Raw genomic sequence first — 17,482 nt, forward strand, 5'->3', positions numbered from 1 at the left:
ATGATCCGGATGGTCCGCCTGGGCTTGCTGTCGGGCCTGTTTGCGTTGATGGCCGGTCCGGCCCTGGCCTCAGAGGCCGGCATTGCCGGAGGCCAGGCCCTGGCCAGCCAGCGTCAGTGCCTGGGATGCCATCAGGTGGAGGCCCGCCGGGTGGGACCTCCCTTCCGCGCCATTGCGCAGCGTTTTCAGGGGCGGCCGCAGGCGGCGCAGTATCTGGCGCAGGCCATGCGCCGGGGCAGCAGCGGCCAATGGGGGGCGATTCCCATGCCGGCCCAGACGAGACTGTCCGATGCCGATGCTCTGCGCCTGGCGCAGTGGATTCTGTCCCTGTCGGACGACGGGCAGCCCTGAAAGCCGGTCGGCCCGGGGTATCCTGGGGCGGATGATCAACGGACGATCAAGAGGAAAATATGGAACAGGCCATTCTTGGCGGCGGGTGCTTCTGGTGCCTGGAGCCGGTATTTCGGGCGATGGCGGGCGTGCGGGACGTGCAGCCGGGGTATTGCGGCGGGCATGTCGATCACCCGACGTATGAACAGGTCTGCCGCAAGGACACCGGTCACGTCGAAGTCGTGCAGGTGGATTTCGACCCGGACCGGATCAGCTATCGCACCGTGCTGGAGGTCTTTTTCGGCACGCACGACCCGACCACGCCGGATCGCCAGGGGCATGATATCGGTCCCCAGTATGCTTCGGTCATCTTCTATCGGGACGAGGCGCAGCGCATCGCCGCCGAGGCCGCGCGCGACGATGCCCAGGCCTTTTTCGATGCTCCGATCTGCACCCGGATCGAGCCGGCAGGCGCGTTCTGGCCCGCCGAATCCCTGCACCGGGAATATTTCGAGCGCTATCCCGAACAGGGCTATTGCCAGTTCGTGATCGCCCCGAAAATGGCGAAATTCCGCCAGCGCTACGCCCATCTGCTGGCTGACTGAGGACGCTCCGGCGTCCTGTGCCGTCCATGCCTGGACGCAAATTCGGCATCTGCGCCTCTTATCCCGCGTTGCTTGTCCACCGCGCCGCTTGCAAGCGGTGCGGATTCGTCAGGCATAGTGCCGTCCGCAGGGACGGCACTATGTCCTGACTCATCCTTGCTGGCAGCGGGTGCAGACGGCGCGCAGTTCGGTTTCGCGGCCGTCCAGCACAAAGCCCGCCTGAGCCACGCAGTCGGCCAGGCGCCGGCTGAGCGCCGGATCGCTGAGTTCCGCGACGTTGCCGCAGCGGGTGCAGACGATCAGCAGGTCGTGCGGCTGGCCGCCGGCATCGGTGCAGGCGGTCCAGGCATTGATGGCGTCCAGCCGGTGGATCAGGCCCTGGGCGGTCAGAAAATCCAGCGCGCGGTACACCGTGGGCGGGGCTGCGCCCCGCTGGGCGGTGCGCAAGGCATCCAGCAGTTCGTAGGCTTTCAGGCTGCCGGGATGCTGCAACAGCGTTTCCAGCACCTGGCGGCGCAACGGCGTCAGCCGCGAACCGCGCTGGGCGCAGAGCTGTTCCGCCGTGCGCAGCCGTTGGGCGATGGCGGAAGCCGGATGAGAATGTGCCTTGGTCGTCATGATAGTTATGTTATAACATAACGAACCTTATTTGTTGACTCCACCATGCCGCGATTCCTGTCGTTTTCCCGATCCGACCATTACCGAGGGTCGTCCTTGCTGCTGTCGGCCGCGTGCCGCATGCGGCGCGCGGCCTGGGCCGTGCTGCTGCTGTGGGCGCTGACCGGGTGGGCGCTGCAATGGTGGTAGACCACGGGGCGGGGGCATCCTGCTCCGTGCATGGCGGAGCTGCCGGTCAGGGGATGCGTGCGCCGGCCGTCGAACTGCAGCAGGTCTGGCTGGGTTGGCGCGACCGTATCGCCGTGCGGGATGCCTGCGGCACTTTTTCCCAGGGGACGCTGACGGCGTTGGTCGGCCCGAATGGCGCGGGCAAATCGACCCTGATCAAGGCGCTGACGGGGCGGCTCAACCCGATCCGGGGCCATATCCGCATCGACCCCGATCTTGGGCGCAGCCTGGCCTGCCTGCCGCAGGCGGCGGAATTGGATCTGGATTTCCCCATCAGCACCTTCGATCTGGTGGCGCTGGGGGCCTGGCACCGTGTGGGCGCGTGGAAAGGGCTCGATGGCGCGGGCCGGGATGCCGTGGAAGCAGCCCTGCATACGGTGGGCCTGTCGGGCTTTGGCCATCAGGCGGTGAATACTCTGTCGGGCGGGCAGTTGCGCCGGGCCCTGTTCGCCCGGCTGATGCTGCGCGATGCCCGGGTGATTCTCCTGGACGAACCCTTTGCCGCCGTGGATCGGGCCACGACCGACGATCTGTTGGTCCTGCTGCATCAGTGGCACGAGGAAGGCCGGACCGTGATCGCCGTGCTGCATGATCTGGACATGGTGCGCCATCATTTTCCGGAGTCGTTGCTGCTGGCCGGCCAGGTCGTGGACTGGGGGCCGAGCGATCAGGTGCTCAGCACGGCCAATTTGCATCTGGCGCGGCATTTGTGCGCCGGGGGGTTGTCATGATGCACCTGTGGGATCTGCTGACGCAGCCCTTCATCGATTTCGGTTTCATGCGTCGGGCTCTGGCCGGTTCCTGGGCGCTGGCGTTCGCGGCCGGCCCTCTGGGCGTGTTTCTGGTGCTGCGGCGCCTGAGCCTGATGGGCGATGCCATGGCGCATGCCATCTTGCCGGGGGTCGCGGTGGGTTTCCTGACCGCCGGCCTGTCGATGACCGCCATGACGGTGGGCGGCTTGATCACGGGTGTGATCGTCGCGCTGCTGGCCGGCTTGATCTCGCGCCTGACGCCTTTGCGCGAAGACGCCAGTTTCGCCGCCTTCTATCTGGTGTCCCTGGGGTTGGGGGTGCTGCTGGTGTCCTTGAAGGGCACCAATCTGGATCTGATCCATGTGCTGTTCGGCACCGTGTTGGGTCTGAGCACCGCCGCGCTGTTGCTGGTGACGTTGGTCAGCAGCATCACCTTGCTGGCGTTGGCGGGCATGTTCCGGGTGCTGGTCACGGAATGCCTGGATCCGTTGTTTCTGCGCGCGGAAGGCCGGGTCGGCGCCTGGGCCCATATGGGGTTCCTGCTGTTGCTGGTGCTGAACCTGGTGGCCGGCTTCCAGGTGTTGGGCACGCTGATGGTGGTCGGCATCATGATGCTGCCCGCCACGGCGGCGCGGTTCTGGGTGCGCTCGGTCGGGGCGCAGATGGTGCTGGCCGCCATCCTGGGGGCGGTGGCGTCCTATGTCGGCTTGCTGGTGTCGTATTACGCGGATGTGGCGGCGTCGCCCGCCATCATCCTGGCTGCGGGAGCGGCGCATTTCGTGTCCGTGGCAGTCGGACCCCATGGCGGCCTGTTGCAGACGGCACGGCAGGCCCGGGCGCGGCGGACCAGGTTGTTGCAATCGATGGAGAATGAACATGTTTGAACTCTGGCGGCACCTGGGTGCCGGATTGGCACTGTGCTTGGCCCTGGGAACGGCCCAGGCGCAGACGCAAGGCGCGCCGGGGGCGCAGGCCCCTGGCGCCGCGCCCGCAGCCCGCTTGCGGGTGGTGGCCTCGTTTTCGATCCTGGCGGACATGGTGCGCGAGGTCGGCGGCGACGACATCCGCCTGGACGTGCTGGTGGGGCCGATGCGCGATGCGCACACTTTTGAACCGAGTCCCAAGGATGCCCGCGCTTTGGGCGCCGCCCAGGTATTGGTGGTCAACGGGCTGGGCTTCGAGTCCTGGATGCCGCGCCTGCTGGAGGCTTCCGGCTTCAAGGGGCAGACGATCCTGGCGTCCCGGGGCGTGGCCCCGCGCCACCTGAGCGAAGCGGAAGCCGCGCAGGCCGGTGCGGATGAGCACGACGACGATGACCATGCGGCGCATGATCATGGGCACGGCCATGCGCACGAGGCCGGCGCAGTCGACCCGCATGCCTGGCAGAACCTGAGCAACGGCGTGCAGTACGTGCAGAACATCGCCCAGGGGCTGGCGCAGGCCGACCCGGCTCATGGCTCGGCTTATTTCGCTCGGGCCGACGCTTATGTCCAGCAGTTGCGCGAAGCGGATGCGCGGTGGCGCGAGCAGCTGGCCGCCGTGCCGGAGGACCGCCGGGTCCTGGCGACCTCGCACGATGCCTTCGGTTATTTCGGCGCCGCGTATGGCATTCGCATTTTGTCGCTGGTGGGCATTTCCAGCGAGGCCGAGCCGTCCGCCCGCGCCATGGCGGATTTGCTGAATCAGGTCCGCACGCAGCATGTCGCTGCCGTTTTCCTGGAACACGGCAGCGGTTCCCAGGCCTTGCGGCAGTTGGCCGATGAGGCCGGGGTCACGCTGGGCGGGGCGCTGTATGCCGATACGCTGGGCAAGCCCGGGCAGGAAGCCTCGACCTATCTGGGAATGTTCCGCTGGAATACGCAGCAGTTGCTGGCGGCCTGGCAAGGGGATAAATCGGCGCAGTAGGGGACCTGGGCCAGGATGGCCGGGGCCTTGCCGGTGGCGGGATGGATCAGGACGTCTCGTCCTTGGCCTTGCGCCGGGCCCGCGGATGCGCCTGGTCGTAGCTGGCCGCCAGATGCTGGAAATCCAGCCGGGTATAGATCTGGGTGGTGGCGATGTTCGCGTGCCCCAGCAGTTCCTGCACCGCCCGCAGGTCCTGGGCGGATTGCAGCAGGTGGCTGGCGAAACTGTGCCGCAGGCTGTGGGGGTGGACGTGCAGCGGCAGGCCGACGCGCTGCGCCAGGGCCTGCAGCTGCAATTGCACGACGCGCGGGCTGATTCTCCGGCCCCGGGTGCCCAGGAACAGCGCCGCCCGGGTGTCGGCGTCGGGTTCGGGCGGCAGCATCGGGGCGCGCGCAGCCAGCCAGGCCTGCAGCGCGTCGATGGCATGCTGTCCCAGGGGCACGGCGCGCGTCTTGCGGCCTTTTCCCTGAACGATGGCTTCGCGTTCGGCCAACTGGATCCAGCTGTGCGAGGCGTATCCCGGCTCGCGCAGCGGCTGCCAGTCCAGCCCGACCAATTCCGACAGGCGCAGCCCGCTGGAATACAGGATCTCGAACATCGCCATGTCGCGCTTTTCGATGGGGGTCTGCGCCGGCGGCAAGTGCGCGCGGTCCAGCAGCGCCTGGGTCTGGTCCACCGATAGCGCCTTGGGCAGGCTGCGAGGGATGCGGGGCGCCCGCACCCCCTGGGCTGGATTGCGGTGCAGGCCGGCGTGAGGCGCCCGCCAGGCGAAATAGGCCCGCCAAGCCGATAGCGTGCGCGCCAGACCGCGTGGCTGGCGCCCCTGGGCGTGCAGGCGCCCCAACGCCTGGCGGATGTGGATTTCTTCCAGTGTATCCAGCGGGCGGTCCGGAAAGCAGCCCTGCAGGGCCTGCAGGTCGCGCCGGTAGGCGGCGACCGTGTGCGGAGAGTAACGCTGTCCGGCGCCCAGTTCCGTCAGCCAGGCTTCGATGCGGCGGGTGTCGTCGGCGGACATGGCGCTGCCCGGCGCCTCAGGCTGCCTGGGGCGCCGGATCGATCAGGCGCCCCAGGGCGGCGCCGGCCAGGGAGGCGATCAGCGCCAGAAAGGCGGTGCCCATGTCGGCGGTGAAGCGCTGGGGGTCGGCTGAGCCCAGCACCAGCATCCCGATGGGTTCCGCGCCATTGAGCGCGCGCAAGGGCACGATGGCCAGCGACGCGGGCTCGTTGGCCAGCCAGCCGGCGGCGGCCTGGCCTTTGACCGGGCCGCAATAGGGTTGGGGCATATCGGCGGCATCGCGACGGATGTCGGAAGTCACGTCCTGGGCGAATTCGCTGTCGGCCAGGATCGGCAGGCCCCAGACGCGCAGGGCGATGGCGTCCAGGTCGAATTGATCGCCCAGGCTGCGGATGATGTGGGCGGGGATCCGCAGTGCATCCGGTTCGGCGAGCATGCGGGCGCACCACTGCATCAGCGCCTGGTTGATGCGCTCGTTGCCGCCGGCGTTCTGCAGCAGTTGCATCAGGCGGTGTTCGTGTTCCTTGACCCGGGTGCGCAGCGTCAGGATCTGGCGCTCGCCCAGGGATATGGTGCGGGCCTGGTGCGGGTGGGGCACGCTGAGCGTGGCAAAGAGGTCCGCATGGTCTTCGAAGAACTGTGGGTTCTGGCTCAGGTAGTCTGCGATGTCCTGAGCGCTTGGGGCTTCCTGTGTCATGTGGGGTTCCATCAGCGAGAAGCGACCAGAGTGTCGATATCGACCTGGCCATGAAAAACCGTGGCGGCCGGGCCGCGCATGCGCAAGGCCTGGTCGTTCCATTCGATGTGCAGCGCGCCGCCGTGGGTATCCACCCGGACCGGGCTGTCCAGCAGGCCGCGGCGGATGCCGGCCACGGCGGCGGCGCAGGCGCCGGTTCCGCAGGCCAGGGTTTCACCGGCCCCGCGCTCGAAGACGCGCAGGCGGATGTGATGGCGGTCCAGGACCTGCATGAAGCCGGCGTTCACCCGCTGTGCGAAGCGGCGATGGCGTTCGATGGCCGGGCCGATACGGCCGACCGGGAAGGCTTCGGTGTCGTCCACCAGGGTGACGGCATGGGGGTTGGAGATGGCGACCAGGGAGCACCAGACCGGGTCGGCTTCACCCGGCAGGTCCAGGCCGTACAGCGTGTCGGCGCCGGCCGCGCGGGTTTCCAGCCCAGCGGCATCGAAGGCCAGCCGGTCGGGCGTGAATGCCGTCTGGCCCATGTCCACGGAGACCCGGCCGTCGTCAGATTCGTGCAGCACGAGCAGTCCTGTGGCGATTTCCGCCCGCAGCGGATTGCGCCGCGACAACCCCTGATCATGCACGAAGCGCACGAAGCAGCGGGCGCCGTTGCCGCAGTGTTCGACCTCGCCGCCATCGGCATTGAAAATGCGATAGCGGAAGTCGGCGTTGGGGTCCAGCGGGTCTTCGACCAGCAGGATCTGGTCGGCGCCGATGCCGAAATGCCGATCCGCCAGGGCGCGGGCGCGTTCCGGCGTCAGGTGGATGGATTGACGCACGCCGTCCAGCACGACGAAGTCGTTGCCGGCGCCCTGCATTTTGGTGAAGTTCCAGATCATCCGAAGATTATCCTGCAAAAAACGGGGGGCGCAAGCGTCCCCGGGACTTGGCGAGGGCGGGTGCTAGTAGAAACCAGTCTCGCCTTCGGGGCGCGTCTTGAAGCGCCGGTGCACCCAGTAATATTGCGCGGGGTCGGGGCGGACTTCCGTTTCGATCAGGCGGTTCAGGCGGGCGGTGGCGGCTTCCGGGGTGTCGCCTCCCGGGAAATCGTCCACCGGCGGGCCCACGATGACCTGATAGCGCCCTGTGTCGGGGTCGAGCCGGCTGATGATGGGCACCACTGCGGCGTCCCAGGCGGCCGCGATCTGGGCTGCCGACAGCAGGGTGGCGGCGGGCACGCCGAAAAACGGCACGAAGGCGCTGCCCTGGCGGCCGAAATCCATGTCCGGCAAATAGTAGACGGGGATGCCTTTGCGCAACTGCCGGATCAGGCCGCGCACGCCGTCGTGGCGGCTGACCAGATGCACCTGGTTGAAGCGCCCGCGCCCCAGGCGCACGATCTCGTCCACGTCGGCATCGCTCTGGCGGGTGTAGAGCGTGGCGGACTCTCCCAGGAACAGGGTCAGGCGGGTGGCGGCGGCATCCAGCGCGATGAAGTGCGGAGCGAACATCAGGATGCGCCGGCCCTGGTCCAGCAGGGTCTGCAGGTGATGCTCGCCCTGCAGTTCGATGGTCGACAGAATGCGTTCGCGCGCGCCGAACCAGCACAGGCCGCGATCGACGAAGGACTGCGCCAGCAGCCGGAAATGACGGCGGGCAAGGGCTTCGCGTTGCGCATCGTCCATATCCGGGAAACAGCGCGCCAGATTGACGCGCACGATGTGGGCGCGGGATTTCAGCAGCCGGGGAGTCAGCCAGCCCAGGATGCGCCCCCAGCGCAGCCGGGTGGAGGTCGGGCAGCGGCCGAAATAGCCGAACAAGGCCCGCAGCAGGGGTTTTTTATCGAAAGCCATGATCGGGGCATTGTAGGAGGATCAGCCGCCCGGGTGGGGCGGGGCGTCATCCGGCCATTTGTAGCGGTTGTAGCTCCATAGATACTGTTCCGGAAAGCGCCGGATCAGGGATTCCATGGCCTGGTTGATCGCCAGGGCCAGGGCTTCCGGCGTTTGCGGCAGGGGTTCCGGCAGGCGCAGATAGTGGATGCGCCAGCCGCGGCCGCCGGGCAGGCGTTCGCCGGCCGTCAGGATGACCGCGACCCCGGTCTGCAAGGCCAGGCGGGCCGCCAGTGTCATGGTCAGGGCGTGTTCGCCGAAAAACGGCAACCACAGGCCGTCGCCCTCGCGGGGGACCTGGTCGGGCAGCATGCCCACGGCTTCGCCGCGCTTCAACGCCCGGACGAATTCGCGTACCCCGTGGCGATTGGCGGGCACGGCGCGCAGATTGTGCATATCGCGGGCGGACTCGACGATGGGATCCAGCAGCGCGCTGCGCGAAGGGCGGAACATCACCGTCAAGGGGCCATGCTGCGTCAGGTGGCGGGCGGTGATTTCGAAGCAGCCCAGGTGGGGGGTCAGGTACAGCACGCCCCGGCCTTCGGCCAGCGCGTCGCGCACGATGGACTCCTGGTCGCTATGGGTCTGGGCCAGGCATTGGGCGGTGCGCCACCAGACCTTGGGCATTTCCAGGATCATGGCCCCCGATTCGGCGGCGGCTTTGCGGAAGAACGCGGGCGTGTCATAGCCGGCCCGCCGGGCGTTGTCCTGCAGGCGGCGCCGGTAGCGTCCCGGGCAGCAGTACACGGCGAGGCCGATCAGCCGGCCCAGGGATTGAAGCCAGGCCAGGGGCAATCGGGCAAGCAGGCGCACGAGAAACAACAGTGCGAGGGACGGAATATCCCTGTCGGGCGAGGCGTTTTCAGCAGGCATGGGGTATTTTCGCTTAAAATTCTCCTGATCGCTGAGTTAACCCGACAACTTGCGGAGCGATCTCCGTGCCGGCGACGGCATGGTCTAAACCGCTAAAGCGTCGCGCCCCGATACATCCAGAGGTGCAACGCGTTTCGTTCAACCTCGCGCCGGCCTTGCCGGTGTACATACAGGACGTATCGCTGTGGCAAACAACGATTTTCTCTTTACCTCGGAATCCGTTTCCGAGGGCCATCCCGACAAGGTCGCCGACCAGATCTCCGACGCGATTCTCGACGCCTTGCTCGAACAGGACCCGACTTCCCGGGTCGCCGCCGAAACCCTCTGCAATACCGGCCTGGTCGTGCTGGCCGGTGAAATCACGTCCCGCGCCAATGTGGATTACATCCAGGTGGCCCGCGACACGATCCGTCGCATCGGCTACGACAACACCGAATACGGCATCGACTACAAGGGCTGCGCGGTGCTGGTCGCCTACGACAAGCAGTCCCCCGATATCGCCCAGGGCGTGGACCGCACGCCTGAAGAAATCCTGAATCAGGGCGCGGGTGACCAGGGCCTGATGTTCGGCTATGCCTGCGACGAAACCCCCGACCTGATGCCGGCGCCCATCTGGTACGCGCACCGCATCGTGCAGCGTCAGGCCGAACTGCGCAAGGACGGCCGCCTGCCCTGGCTGCGTCCGGATGCCAAGTCCCAGGTCACCTTCCGCTACCTGGACGGCAAGCCCGCCGAAGTCGATACCGTCGTGCTGTCCACCCAGCATCATCCGGACATTTCCCAGGCGGAAATCCGCGATGCCGCCATCGAGCACATCATCCGCCCGGTCTTCGCCGAAGGCCTGCTGACGGACAAGACCAAATTCCTGATCAACCCCACGGGCAAATTCGTCATCGGCGGCCCGCAGGGCGACTGCGGCCTGACCGGGCGCAAGATCATCGTCGACACCTATGGCGGCGCGTGCCCGCACGGCGGCGGCGCCTTTTCAGGCAAGGACCCGTCGAAGGTCGACCGCTCGGCCGCCTATGCCGCCCGCTACGTCGCGAAGAACATCGTCGCCGCCGGTCTGGCCCGTCAGTGCCAGGTGCAGGTCAGCTACGCCATCGGCGTGGCCGAACCCATCAACATCACGGTCTACACAGAAGGCACGGGCGTGATCCCCGATGACCAGATCGCCCGCCTGGTGCGCGAGCACTTCGATCTGCGTCCCAAGGGCATCATCAACATGCTGGATCTGCTGCGTCCCATCTATTCCAAATCAGCCGCCTACGGTCACTTCGGCCGCAGCGAGCCGGAATTCAGCTGGGAAGCCACCGATAAGGTCCAGGTGCTGAAGGCGGCTGCCTGATCCTCCGGACGCGGGGCGCGACACCATCGGCGGATGGGTCGCGCCGTGTCCATTCCAGGCCATGGTCCATGGCGGGGCCCTGGCCTTTCTCTTTGAATTCCCCCTCTGCCCAGATGCGATGCGTTCGCTGACGGCGCGTCTCATTTCCTCGCGAGCCCTTTCGAATCCGGGATCTTGACTCTGATATCAGGGTTATCACCGATCCATTTTTGTCGCCAAGATTGGATACGATATTGGATATGAAACATTGAATTTTTCAGGGCTGATTGTCCTGTCTGGTTTTGGGGGTCGTGTGTCGGAAAGCTCAATTCAATCCGTGGATGTGGCGGTGATCGGCGCGGGCAGCGTGGGCATTGCCGTCGCCTATTACCTCGCAATCGAGGAAGGGGTGCGCAGCGTGGCGCTGATCGACCCGCTCGACCCCATGAGCCTGACCTCGGCCCAGTCCGGGGAAAACTACAGGAATTGGTGGCCGCATCCGGTGATGACCGCCTTCACCGACCACTCGATTTCGCTGATGGAGGACATCGACCGGCAAAGCGGCGGGCGGCTGAACATGACCCGCGGCGGGTACGCTCTGGTCACCCGGCGGCGCAAGCCGCAGGACCTGATCGACAGCCTGTACCAGGGCTACGCGCAATCGCACGCGCCCATCCGCATCCATGACCATGTGTCGTCGCGATACGATCCGCCTCGGCGGACGCCCTGGGAAAACGCTCCGAACGGGGTCGATGTGCTGCTGGACGCCGCGACCATCCGCAAGACGTTTCCCACCTGCGCGCAGGACATCGCCACCGTCATCCACATCCGCCGCGCCGGGTCCATCAGCGCACAGCAGATGGGCCAGTACATGCTCGAACAGCTCCGGGCCCGGGGCGGGCATCTGATCCGCGCCGAGGTGCGGGGTGTGACTCATGGCGCGCGGTACAGCCTGGATCTGGATGGCGGGTCGGGGCGCGGCACTCTCATGGCGGATCGCGTGGTCAATGCCGCGGGCCCGTATCTCGGGGATGTCGGGCGAATGCTGGGATGCGATCTGCCGGTGAAGTCGGTCTTCCAGCAGAAAATCGCCTTCGAGGACCGCGAGGCGGCGATTCCGCGCGATCTGCCGTTCACCATCGACCTGGACGACCAGGTCCTGTTCTGGGAAGACGAAGACCGGGCCTTGCTGGCCGAGGACCCCGCCACCCGCCACCTGACCGAGCCGATGCGGGGCGGCATTCATTGCCGCCCGGACGGGGCGCCGGGGGGAAAGTGGATCAAGCTGGGCTGGGCATACAACCAGACGGCGACGGACCCGCATCAGGAAGATCCCATCGATCCGCAGTTTCCCGATACAGTCCTGCGGGGCGCCAGCCGCCTGCATCCGGGCCTGGCCGCCTATATCGGGCGCCTGCCGCGCGGCGCCCGCCATTACGGCGGGTACTACACCATGACAGAGGAAAACTGGCCCTTGATCGGCCCGTTGGATGGGCAGGGGGCCTTTGTCGCCGGGGCCTTGTCGGGATATGGCTCCATGGGAGCCTGCGCGGCGGGGGCCTTGTGCGCCCGGTGGGTCGCGGGCCGGCCGCTGCCGGATTTCGCCTCGTCGCTCAGCCTGAGCCGCCACGCGGATGCGGCCTTGATGGCCGAACTGGCCCGGATGGGCAAAGGCAGTCTCTAAGGATTCACAGCGCTTTTCACGCGGCGCGCATGTCAGCCCGGGCGGCGCCGCGATTCGTTCTTGTCACAGGAGTGCGATCGGCCATGTCTGATGCTGAACCGGTATCCCTCAAAATCGTCAGGGCCTTGCGCCATGACATCCTCAATGGCGTCCTGCCTCCGGGCCTGCAGATCCGCCAGGAAGCCCTGGCCGACCAGTACGGCGTCAGCCGCGTGCCTGTGCGGGAAGCCCTGCGCCAGCTCGAGGCCGAGGGCCTGGTGGCGTCGGAACTGCATCGCGGCGCCTTCGTGTCCTCGCGCAGCCTCGACGAACTGGAGGAAATGCTGGACATCCGGATCGCGCTCGAATCGCGCGCTTTGAAGCTGGCCATCCCGAACATGACGCCGGCGGTCATCGCCCAGGCGGAAGCGGTGCTCGCCCGGTACGACGGCAGCGAGAACCCCGAAGAATGGCGCGACCTGAACATGAGCTTCCACATGACGCTCTATCGGCCCTGCGGCAGGAACCGGCTCCTGAAGATGATCGAGGACGCCGTGCTGGTCAATCACCAGTTCCTGCGCACCTACATTTCCGTGACCGTCGGGCGATCCGGCCCGCAGGCCGACCATCACCGGATATTGCAGGCGTGCGCCGCGCAGGATGCGAAGCGGGCGGTGCGCCTTCTGGAGGCGCACATCGAGAAGACCCGCACGGTGTTGCGCCGCAAGCGACAGGAAACCTCGCGCGACCGGCCTTTTTAGCATGTGACGGACTATCGGGCTTGCCGCCCGACCCACCAAGGAGACAGACCATGAATAGATTACTTGCCGCCCTGTTGGCTTCGGGCGCCGCACTGGCATTTTCGGCGGTTCCCGCCCAGGGACAGGCCCTGGACGGGACGCTGGCGAAAATAAAGCAAAGCGGCGAGATCAGCCTGGGCTATCGGGATGTGTCGGTCCCGTTTTCCTATCTGGATGACCGGCCCAAGCCGGTCGGGTTCGCAATGGATCTGTGCAAGAAGGTGGCCGATGCGGCGAAGGCCAAGCTGAAATTGCAGGATCTGCGCATCAAGCTCGTGCCGATTCAATTGAGCAACCAGATTCCTCTCATCCAGAACGGGACGATCGACCTGGTCTGCGGCCCCGCCACCAACACGCTGGAACGGCAGAAGGTCGTAGCGTTCAGCGACACGATTTTCGTGTCCAGCATCCGCGCGGTCGTCCGCAAGGACGGCCCCGTCAAGACTTTCAAGGATCTCGCCGGGAGGAACGTCGCGTTGACGGCGGCGTCCACGTCGATCGCCCTGCTGAACGCCTACGAGCAAAAGCACGACTTCAAGACGGTCCGGGTGCTGAGTTCCGACCATGCGGGGTCGTTCCTGGCCTTGACGACCGGGCGCGCCGACGCCTTCGTGATGGATGACATCCTGCTGGCCAGCATGGTGGCCAACAGCCAGGATCCCGGGAAATGGCGTTTGCTGGATGAGGCCTTGCGTGTGGAGCCCTACGGCCTGATCCTGCGCAAGGACGATCCACAGTTCAAGACCCTGGTCGATCAAACGATCGTCGGCCTGATGCGGTCGGGCGAGTTCCAGTCCCTGTACGGCAAGTGGTTCACCCAGCCGATTCCGCCCAAGGGCCTGAACCTGAATTTCCCGATGACGCAGCCTCTGAAGGATGCGATCGCCCATCCCAATGACAAGGGGGTCTGACCGGGCGCGCGCCCTTCGGGCTCGCCATGCGGCGGGCCGCGATCCGGAGTCCGCCGCCGACACAGTATAATGACCCGCTTTCCTGAGGGGCGCTGCACCGGCCCCGCCGGCCCGTCATGGGCCTTGATGCGGGCCGCCAGGCTCAGGAACCTTCTTTATGAACGGCGCCCATCGTTGCCCTGCGCGGGCAGGGGTGGGCGGCAACCGTTCCTCCGCTGCGCAGGCTCTATAGGGATACCATGAGCACTGCACACGACTACGTCATCGCCGACATCGCACTGGCCGACTGGGGCCGCCGCGAACTTTCCATTGCCGAAACCGAAATGCCGGGCCTGATGGCCACGCGCGAGGAATTCGCCGCATCGCAGCCGCTGAAGGGCGCCCGTATCGCCGGCAGCCTGCACATGACCATCCAGACCGGGGTGCTGATCGAAACCCTGAAGGCGCTGGGGGCGGAAGTCCGCTGGGCTTCGTGCAACATCTTTTCCACCCAGGACCATGCCGCCGCCGCCATCGCAGCCAGCGGCACCCCGGTGTTCGCCGTCAAGGGCGAATCCCTGGAAGACTACTGGCAGTACACCCACCGCATTTTCGACTGGCAGGGCGAACAGGCCAATATGATCCTGGATGACGGCGGCGACGCCACGCTGCTGCTGCACCTGGGCGCGCGGGCCGAGACCGATGCGTCCGTGATCGCCAAGCCCGACAACGAGGAAGAACGCGTCCTGTTCGCCTCCATCAAGGCGAAACTGGCGCAGGACCCCACCTGGTATTCCACCCGTCTGGCGCAGATCCAGGGTGTGACCGAGGAAACCACCACGGGCGTGCATCGCCTGTACCAGATGTCGCAGCGCGGCGAACTGAAGATCCCGGCCATCAACGTCAATGACTCGGTGACCAAGTCCAAGTTCGACAATCTGTACGGCTGCCGCGAATCGCTGGTGGACGGCATCAAGCGCGCCACCGACGTCATGGTGGCGGGCAAGATCGCCATCGTCTGCGGTTTCGGCGACGTGGGCAAGGGCTGCGCCCAGGCGCTGGCGGCGCTGCGCGCCCAGGTCTGGGTCACGGAAGTGGACCCCATCTGCGCCCTGCAGGCATCCATGGAAGGCTACCGGGTCGTGGACCTGAACGACAAGGACGTCGTCGAACAGGCCGACATCTTCGTCACCGCCACCGGCAACTACCACGTGATCGATCGCGACCACCTGTATCGCATGAAGGATCAGGCCATCGTCTGCAACATCGGCCACTTCGACAGCGAGATCAACGTGGCTTCGGTGGAAGACCTGCAATGGGAAGAAATCAAGCCCCAGGTCGATCACATCATCTTCCCCGACGGCAAGCGCATCATCCTGCTGGCCAAGGGCCGTCTGGTGAACCTGGGCTGCGCCACCGGGCACCCGTCTTTCGTGATGTCCGCATCCTTCACCAACCAGACCATCGCGCAGATCGAGCTCTTCACGCGCGGCGATCAGTACAAGACCGGCCAGGTCTATGTGCTGCCGAAGCACCTGGACGAGAAGGTCGCCCGCCTGCACCTGAAGAAACTGGGCGTGCGCCTGACGTCGCTGTCTCAAAAGCAGGCCGATTACATCGGCGTGCCGGTCACGGGCCCCTTCAAGCCCGGCCATTACCGCTATTGATCGGTCCCGGCGCCCGGCCTGGTGCGGATACAGCGCCAGGCCGGGCGCCTAGTTCGCGGCCGACCCGGGCCCGCACTGTCAAAGGAGCATCATCATGCTATTGCTTGTCTGGATCCTGAATGCGGTCGCCCTGCTGGTGGTGGCCTATCTGCTGCCCGGCATCACGGTGGCATCCTTCGGCTCGGCGCTGATCGCGGCGCTGGTGCTGGGTTTGCTCAATGCCGTCGTCAAACCTTTGCTCATCCTGCTGACCCTGCCGCTGACCGTCGTCACGCTGGGGCTGTTCCTGCTCGTGCTCAATGCCCTGGTGTTCTGGTGGGCGGGGTCGATCCTGAAGGGCTTCCAGGTGGACGGCTTCTGGTGGGCCGTGATTGGCGCCATCGTCTACAGCCTGGTGTCCGGCGTGCTGGCCAATCTGCTGCTGCAATAAGAGATTCCGGGAAATCATGTCACATCCTACAAAGCCGGGGGCGTCCGTTCTCAGTCTGGAATATTTTCCGCCCCGCGACATCGCCGCCCAGGAACGCCTGGTGCGCTCAGCCAAGCGCCTGGCGGCCCTGAATCCCGCCTACGTCAGCGTCACGTTCGGCGCAGGCGGGTCTACCCGCACCGGCACGGTCGACACCGTGCAGATGCTGCGCAACCTGGGCACCGACGTGGCGCCGCACTTGTCCTGCATCGGGGCGACGCGCGATGATCTGCGTGTGATCCTGGATGATTACCGTAGCCGGGGTATCAGCCGGCTGGTGGCCTTGCGCGGCGACCTGCCCTCCGGCATGGGGGGGGATACGGGCGACCTGCATCACGCCGGCGAGCTGGTGCGCTTCGTGCGGGAACAATATGGCGATGCCTTCCATATCGAAGTCGCGGCCTACCCGGAAATGCACCCCCAGGCGGAAAGCGCCGAACGGGACTTGCAGCACTTCGTCGACAAGGTGCAAGCCGGCGCCGACGGCGCCATCACACAGTATTTCTTCAACCCGGACGCCTATTTCGATTTCGTCGATCGGGCGCGCGCCAAAGGCGTCGGGATTCCCATCACGCCGGGCATCATGCCTGTGACGAACTACACCCAGCTGGCGCGGTTTTCATCCATGTGCGGGGCGGAAATCCCGCGCTGGATGCGGCTGCGCCTGCAGGACTTCGGCGACGACAAAGCGTCGATCCGGGCGTTCGGCGTCGACGTCGTCACGCGCCTATGCGCGCGGTTGCTGGAAAACGGCGCTCCGGGGGTGCACTTCTACACCTTGAACAACGCGGACGCCGTGGTGCAGGTTTGCGACAACCTGCGGATCGGGGCGTAATGTTCCGCCGGGCCCGGCCCCTTGGCCGGGCTGCGCTGGGCACGACGGCGCGGGGTGACCTGCCGGGACGTCAGAGCTCGGGGGCCGGGACGGCCCAGCCCTTGTCGGTCAGGACGGCATCCAGGCGGATGTCGTGCGGGGCCGGAGTATAGGATTCCCCGCTGAGATCCCCGCTGGCCCAGGCAATGCCGATGGCGGTGAAGGGATGGCCGGCGGCCTTCAGGGCCGCCAGCGTGCGGTCATAGTAGCCGCCGCCGTACCCCAGGCGGTCGCCCTGGCGGGTGAAGCCCAGGGTCGGCACCAGGACCAGGTCCGGGGCGGGGGCGTCGGGGCCATCGGGTTCCTGGATGCCGTAGGCGCCCGTTCGCATCGGGGCGTCCGGCGTCCAGCAGCGAAACGACAATGGGGTCTCGGGGCCCGTCACCACGGGCAGGGATACCGTCAGGGAGTCGTCTTCCGCCCACTGGCGCAGCAGCGCCTGCAGGGCGGGTTCATCGGGCATGGACCAGAAGGCCGCGATGTGGCGGATGTCCGCGCGGCCTGATCCGCGCAGGGCGGTTCGACGGCCGGCCAGCCAGGTAAAGAGGCGGCCGCGGATCAGCAGGGCGCCCCGGTCGCGGTCGGCGGCGGGCAGGTCCGTGCGGCGTTGTTTCAGTCGCGTCCTCAAGGGGACTGCGTTATCCTGTGCGTTCTGATTCATAAGGCAAGCAGTAGCTGTGGGGTGGCGTGATGCGCGTGAACATTCTAAGGGATCCGGGACATTTCGACCGGGCCGGGCGTGCCGCCTGTTCTCCTGAACAGCCGATATCGCATGGGCGCGTGCTGGCCTGGGGGCTGGCGGCTGCGCTGGGCCTGAGCGGTTGCGCGGCGGCCCATGCGCCGACGGCGGCCGAGGTGCAGTCGGGCGAGGCCCCGCAGGCGGTCGTCGCGG

21 protein-coding genes and 1 riboswitch are annotated in these 17,482 nt (G+C 66.5%); of the genes, 14 read left to right on the plus strand and 7 right to left on the minus strand.

Annotation, left to right across the window (positions count from 1 at the left end):
• Entirely contained in the window at positions 1–351 is a 351-nt protein-coding gene (locus tag WBG56_RS10345; RefSeq protein ID WP_424267952.1) for a c-type cytochrome, read from the plus strand.
• 59 nt (positions 352–410) lie between these two features.
• Positions 411–935 (plus strand): peptide-methionine (S)-S-oxide reductase MsrA, encoded by a 525-nt coding sequence (gene msrA, locus WBG56_RS10350; RefSeq protein ID WP_424267954.1) that lies wholly within the window; start codon positions 411–413, stop codon positions 933–935.
• 150 nt (positions 936–1,085) lie between these two features.
• On the opposite strand, the gene WBG56_RS10355 is transcribed toward msrA, so the two are convergent.
• Positions 1,086–1,553 carry a Fur family transcriptional regulator gene (locus WBG56_RS10355; RefSeq protein ID WP_424267956.1) on the minus strand — a complete coding sequence of 156 codons (468 nt, stop codon included), beginning with the start codon at positions 1,551–1,553 and terminating at the stop codon, positions 1,086–1,088.
• A gap of 45 nt (positions 1,554–1,598) precedes the next feature.
• Here WBG56_RS10355 and WBG56_RS10360 point away from each other — a divergent pair, with 45 nt between their 5' ends.
• Genes WBG56_RS10360 through WBG56_RS10375 form a run of 4 tightly spaced genes read left to right on the plus strand, consistent with a single transcriptional unit; the run spans position 1,599 to position 4,438 of the window.
• Entirely contained in the window at positions 1,599–1,742 is a 144-nt protein-coding gene (locus WBG56_RS10360; RefSeq protein WP_424267958.1) for a hypothetical protein, read from the plus strand.
• A 53-nt stretch (positions 1,743–1,795) separates the two neighbouring features.
• Positions 1,796–2,512, plus strand: a complete 717-nt coding sequence (locus WBG56_RS10365; protein ID WP_424267960.1) for a metal ABC transporter ATP-binding protein — start codon at positions 1,796–1,798, stop codon at positions 2,510–2,512.
• Positions 2,512–3,417, plus strand: a complete 906-nt coding sequence (locus tag WBG56_RS10370) for a metal ABC transporter permease (RefSeq protein WP_424267990.1) — start codon at positions 2,512–2,514, stop codon at positions 3,415–3,417. Before WBG56_RS10365 ends, WBG56_RS10370 begins: the two co-directional genes overlap by 1 nt.
• Positions 3,410–4,438 carry a metal ABC transporter solute-binding protein, Zn/Mn family gene (locus WBG56_RS10375; protein ID WP_424267962.1) on the plus strand — a complete coding sequence of 343 codons (1,029 nt, stop codon included), beginning with the start codon at positions 3,410–3,412 and terminating at the stop codon, positions 4,436–4,438. Before WBG56_RS10370 ends, WBG56_RS10375 begins: the two co-directional genes overlap by 8 nt.
• Before the next feature lie 46 nt (positions 4,439–4,484).
• Here WBG56_RS10375 and WBG56_RS10380 read toward each other — a convergent pair whose 3' ends face one another.
• The 5 genes from WBG56_RS10380 to WBG56_RS10400 are packed head-to-tail and all read right to left on the minus strand — an operon-like array spanning position 4,485 to position 8,900.
• Positions 4,485–5,453 carry a tyrosine recombinase XerC gene (locus WBG56_RS10380; RefSeq protein ID WP_424267964.1) on the minus strand — a complete coding sequence of 323 codons (969 nt, stop codon included), beginning with the start codon at positions 5,451–5,453 and terminating at the stop codon, positions 4,485–4,487.
• A gap of 16 nt (positions 5,454–5,469) precedes the next feature.
• Positions 5,470–6,150 (minus strand): DUF484 family protein, encoded by a 681-nt coding sequence (locus WBG56_RS10385; RefSeq protein ID WP_424267966.1) that lies wholly within the window; start codon positions 6,148–6,150, stop codon positions 5,470–5,472.
• An 11-nt stretch (positions 6,151–6,161) separates the two neighbouring features.
• Entirely contained in the window at positions 6,162–7,052 is an 891-nt protein-coding gene (gene dapF, locus WBG56_RS10390; protein WP_424267968.1) for a diaminopimelate epimerase, read from the minus strand.
• Between the two features lie 45 nt (positions 7,053–7,097).
• The gene (locus WBG56_RS10395) at positions 7,098–7,988 is read right to left on the minus strand and encodes a lysophospholipid acyltransferase family protein (protein ID WP_424267970.1); all 891 of its coding nucleotides are present in this window, start codon (positions 7,986–7,988) and stop codon (positions 7,098–7,100) included.
• A gap of 21 nt (positions 7,989–8,009) precedes the next feature.
• Positions 8,010–8,900: a lysophospholipid acyltransferase family protein gene (locus WBG56_RS10400; RefSeq protein WP_424267972.1), complete on the minus strand. Its 891-nt coding sequence runs from the start codon at positions 8,898–8,900 to the stop codon at positions 8,010–8,012.
• A 184-nt stretch (positions 8,901–9,084) separates the two neighbouring features.
• Between WBG56_RS10400 and metK the strand changes: the two genes are divergently transcribed.
• From metK to metF, 7 genes are all read left to right on the plus strand, one after another.
• Positions 9,085–10,248, plus strand: coding sequence for a methionine adenosyltransferase (gene metK, locus WBG56_RS10405; protein WP_424267974.1), 1,164 nt, complete (start codon positions 9,085–9,087; stop codon positions 10,246–10,248).
• A gap of 292 nt (positions 10,249–10,540) precedes the next feature.
• Positions 10,541–11,911 carry an NAD(P)/FAD-dependent oxidoreductase gene (locus tag WBG56_RS10410; RefSeq protein WP_424267976.1) on the plus strand — a complete coding sequence of 457 codons (1,371 nt, stop codon included), beginning with the start codon at positions 10,541–10,543 and terminating at the stop codon, positions 11,909–11,911.
• 83 nt (positions 11,912–11,994) lie between these two features.
• On the plus strand, positions 11,995–12,651 hold the full coding sequence (locus WBG56_RS10415; protein WP_424267978.1) for a GntR family transcriptional regulator: 657 nt from the start codon (positions 11,995–11,997) through the stop codon (positions 12,649–12,651).
• 50 nt (positions 12,652–12,701) lie between these two features.
• Positions 12,702–13,601, plus strand: coding sequence for a transporter substrate-binding domain-containing protein (locus WBG56_RS10420; protein ID WP_424267980.1), 900 nt, complete (start codon positions 12,702–12,704; stop codon positions 13,599–13,601).
• Between the two features lie 78 nt (positions 13,602–13,679).
• Positions 13,680–13,778, plus strand: a riboswitch (S-adenosyl-L-homocysteine riboswitch).
• A gap of 62 nt (positions 13,779–13,840) precedes the next feature.
• Positions 13,841–15,247 carry an adenosylhomocysteinase gene (ahcY, locus tag WBG56_RS10425; RefSeq protein WP_424267982.1) on the plus strand — a complete coding sequence of 469 codons (1,407 nt, stop codon included), beginning with the start codon at positions 13,841–13,843 and terminating at the stop codon, positions 15,245–15,247.
• 91 nt (positions 15,248–15,338) lie between these two features.
• Positions 15,339–15,677: a phage holin family protein gene (locus tag WBG56_RS10430; protein ID WP_424267992.1), complete on the plus strand. Its 339-nt coding sequence runs from the start codon at positions 15,339–15,341 to the stop codon at positions 15,675–15,677.
• 16 nt (positions 15,678–15,693) lie between these two features.
• Entirely contained in the window at positions 15,694–16,551 is an 858-nt protein-coding gene (gene metF, locus WBG56_RS10435) for a methylenetetrahydrofolate reductase [NAD(P)H] (protein ID WP_424267984.1), read from the plus strand.
• Positions 16,552–16,621: 70 nt separating this feature from the next.
• Here the strand turns inward: metF and WBG56_RS10440 are convergent, their stop codons facing one another.
• Positions 16,622–17,251: a 5-formyltetrahydrofolate cyclo-ligase gene (locus tag WBG56_RS10440; RefSeq protein WP_424267986.1), complete on the minus strand. Its 630-nt coding sequence runs from the start codon at positions 17,249–17,251 to the stop codon at positions 16,622–16,624.
• 35 nt (positions 17,252–17,286) lie between these two features.
• On the opposite strand from WBG56_RS10440, the gene WBG56_RS10445 reads away from it, so the two are divergent.
• The coding region (locus tag WBG56_RS10445; RefSeq protein ID WP_424267988.1) for a hypothetical protein at positions 17,287–17,482 on the plus strand (196 nt) is incomplete at its 3' end.

Origin of the sequence: Castellaniella sp. (assembly GCF_049671645.1) — a bacterium.
GTDB lineage: Bacteria > Pseudomonadota > Gammaproteobacteria > Burkholderiales > Burkholderiaceae_B > Castellaniella.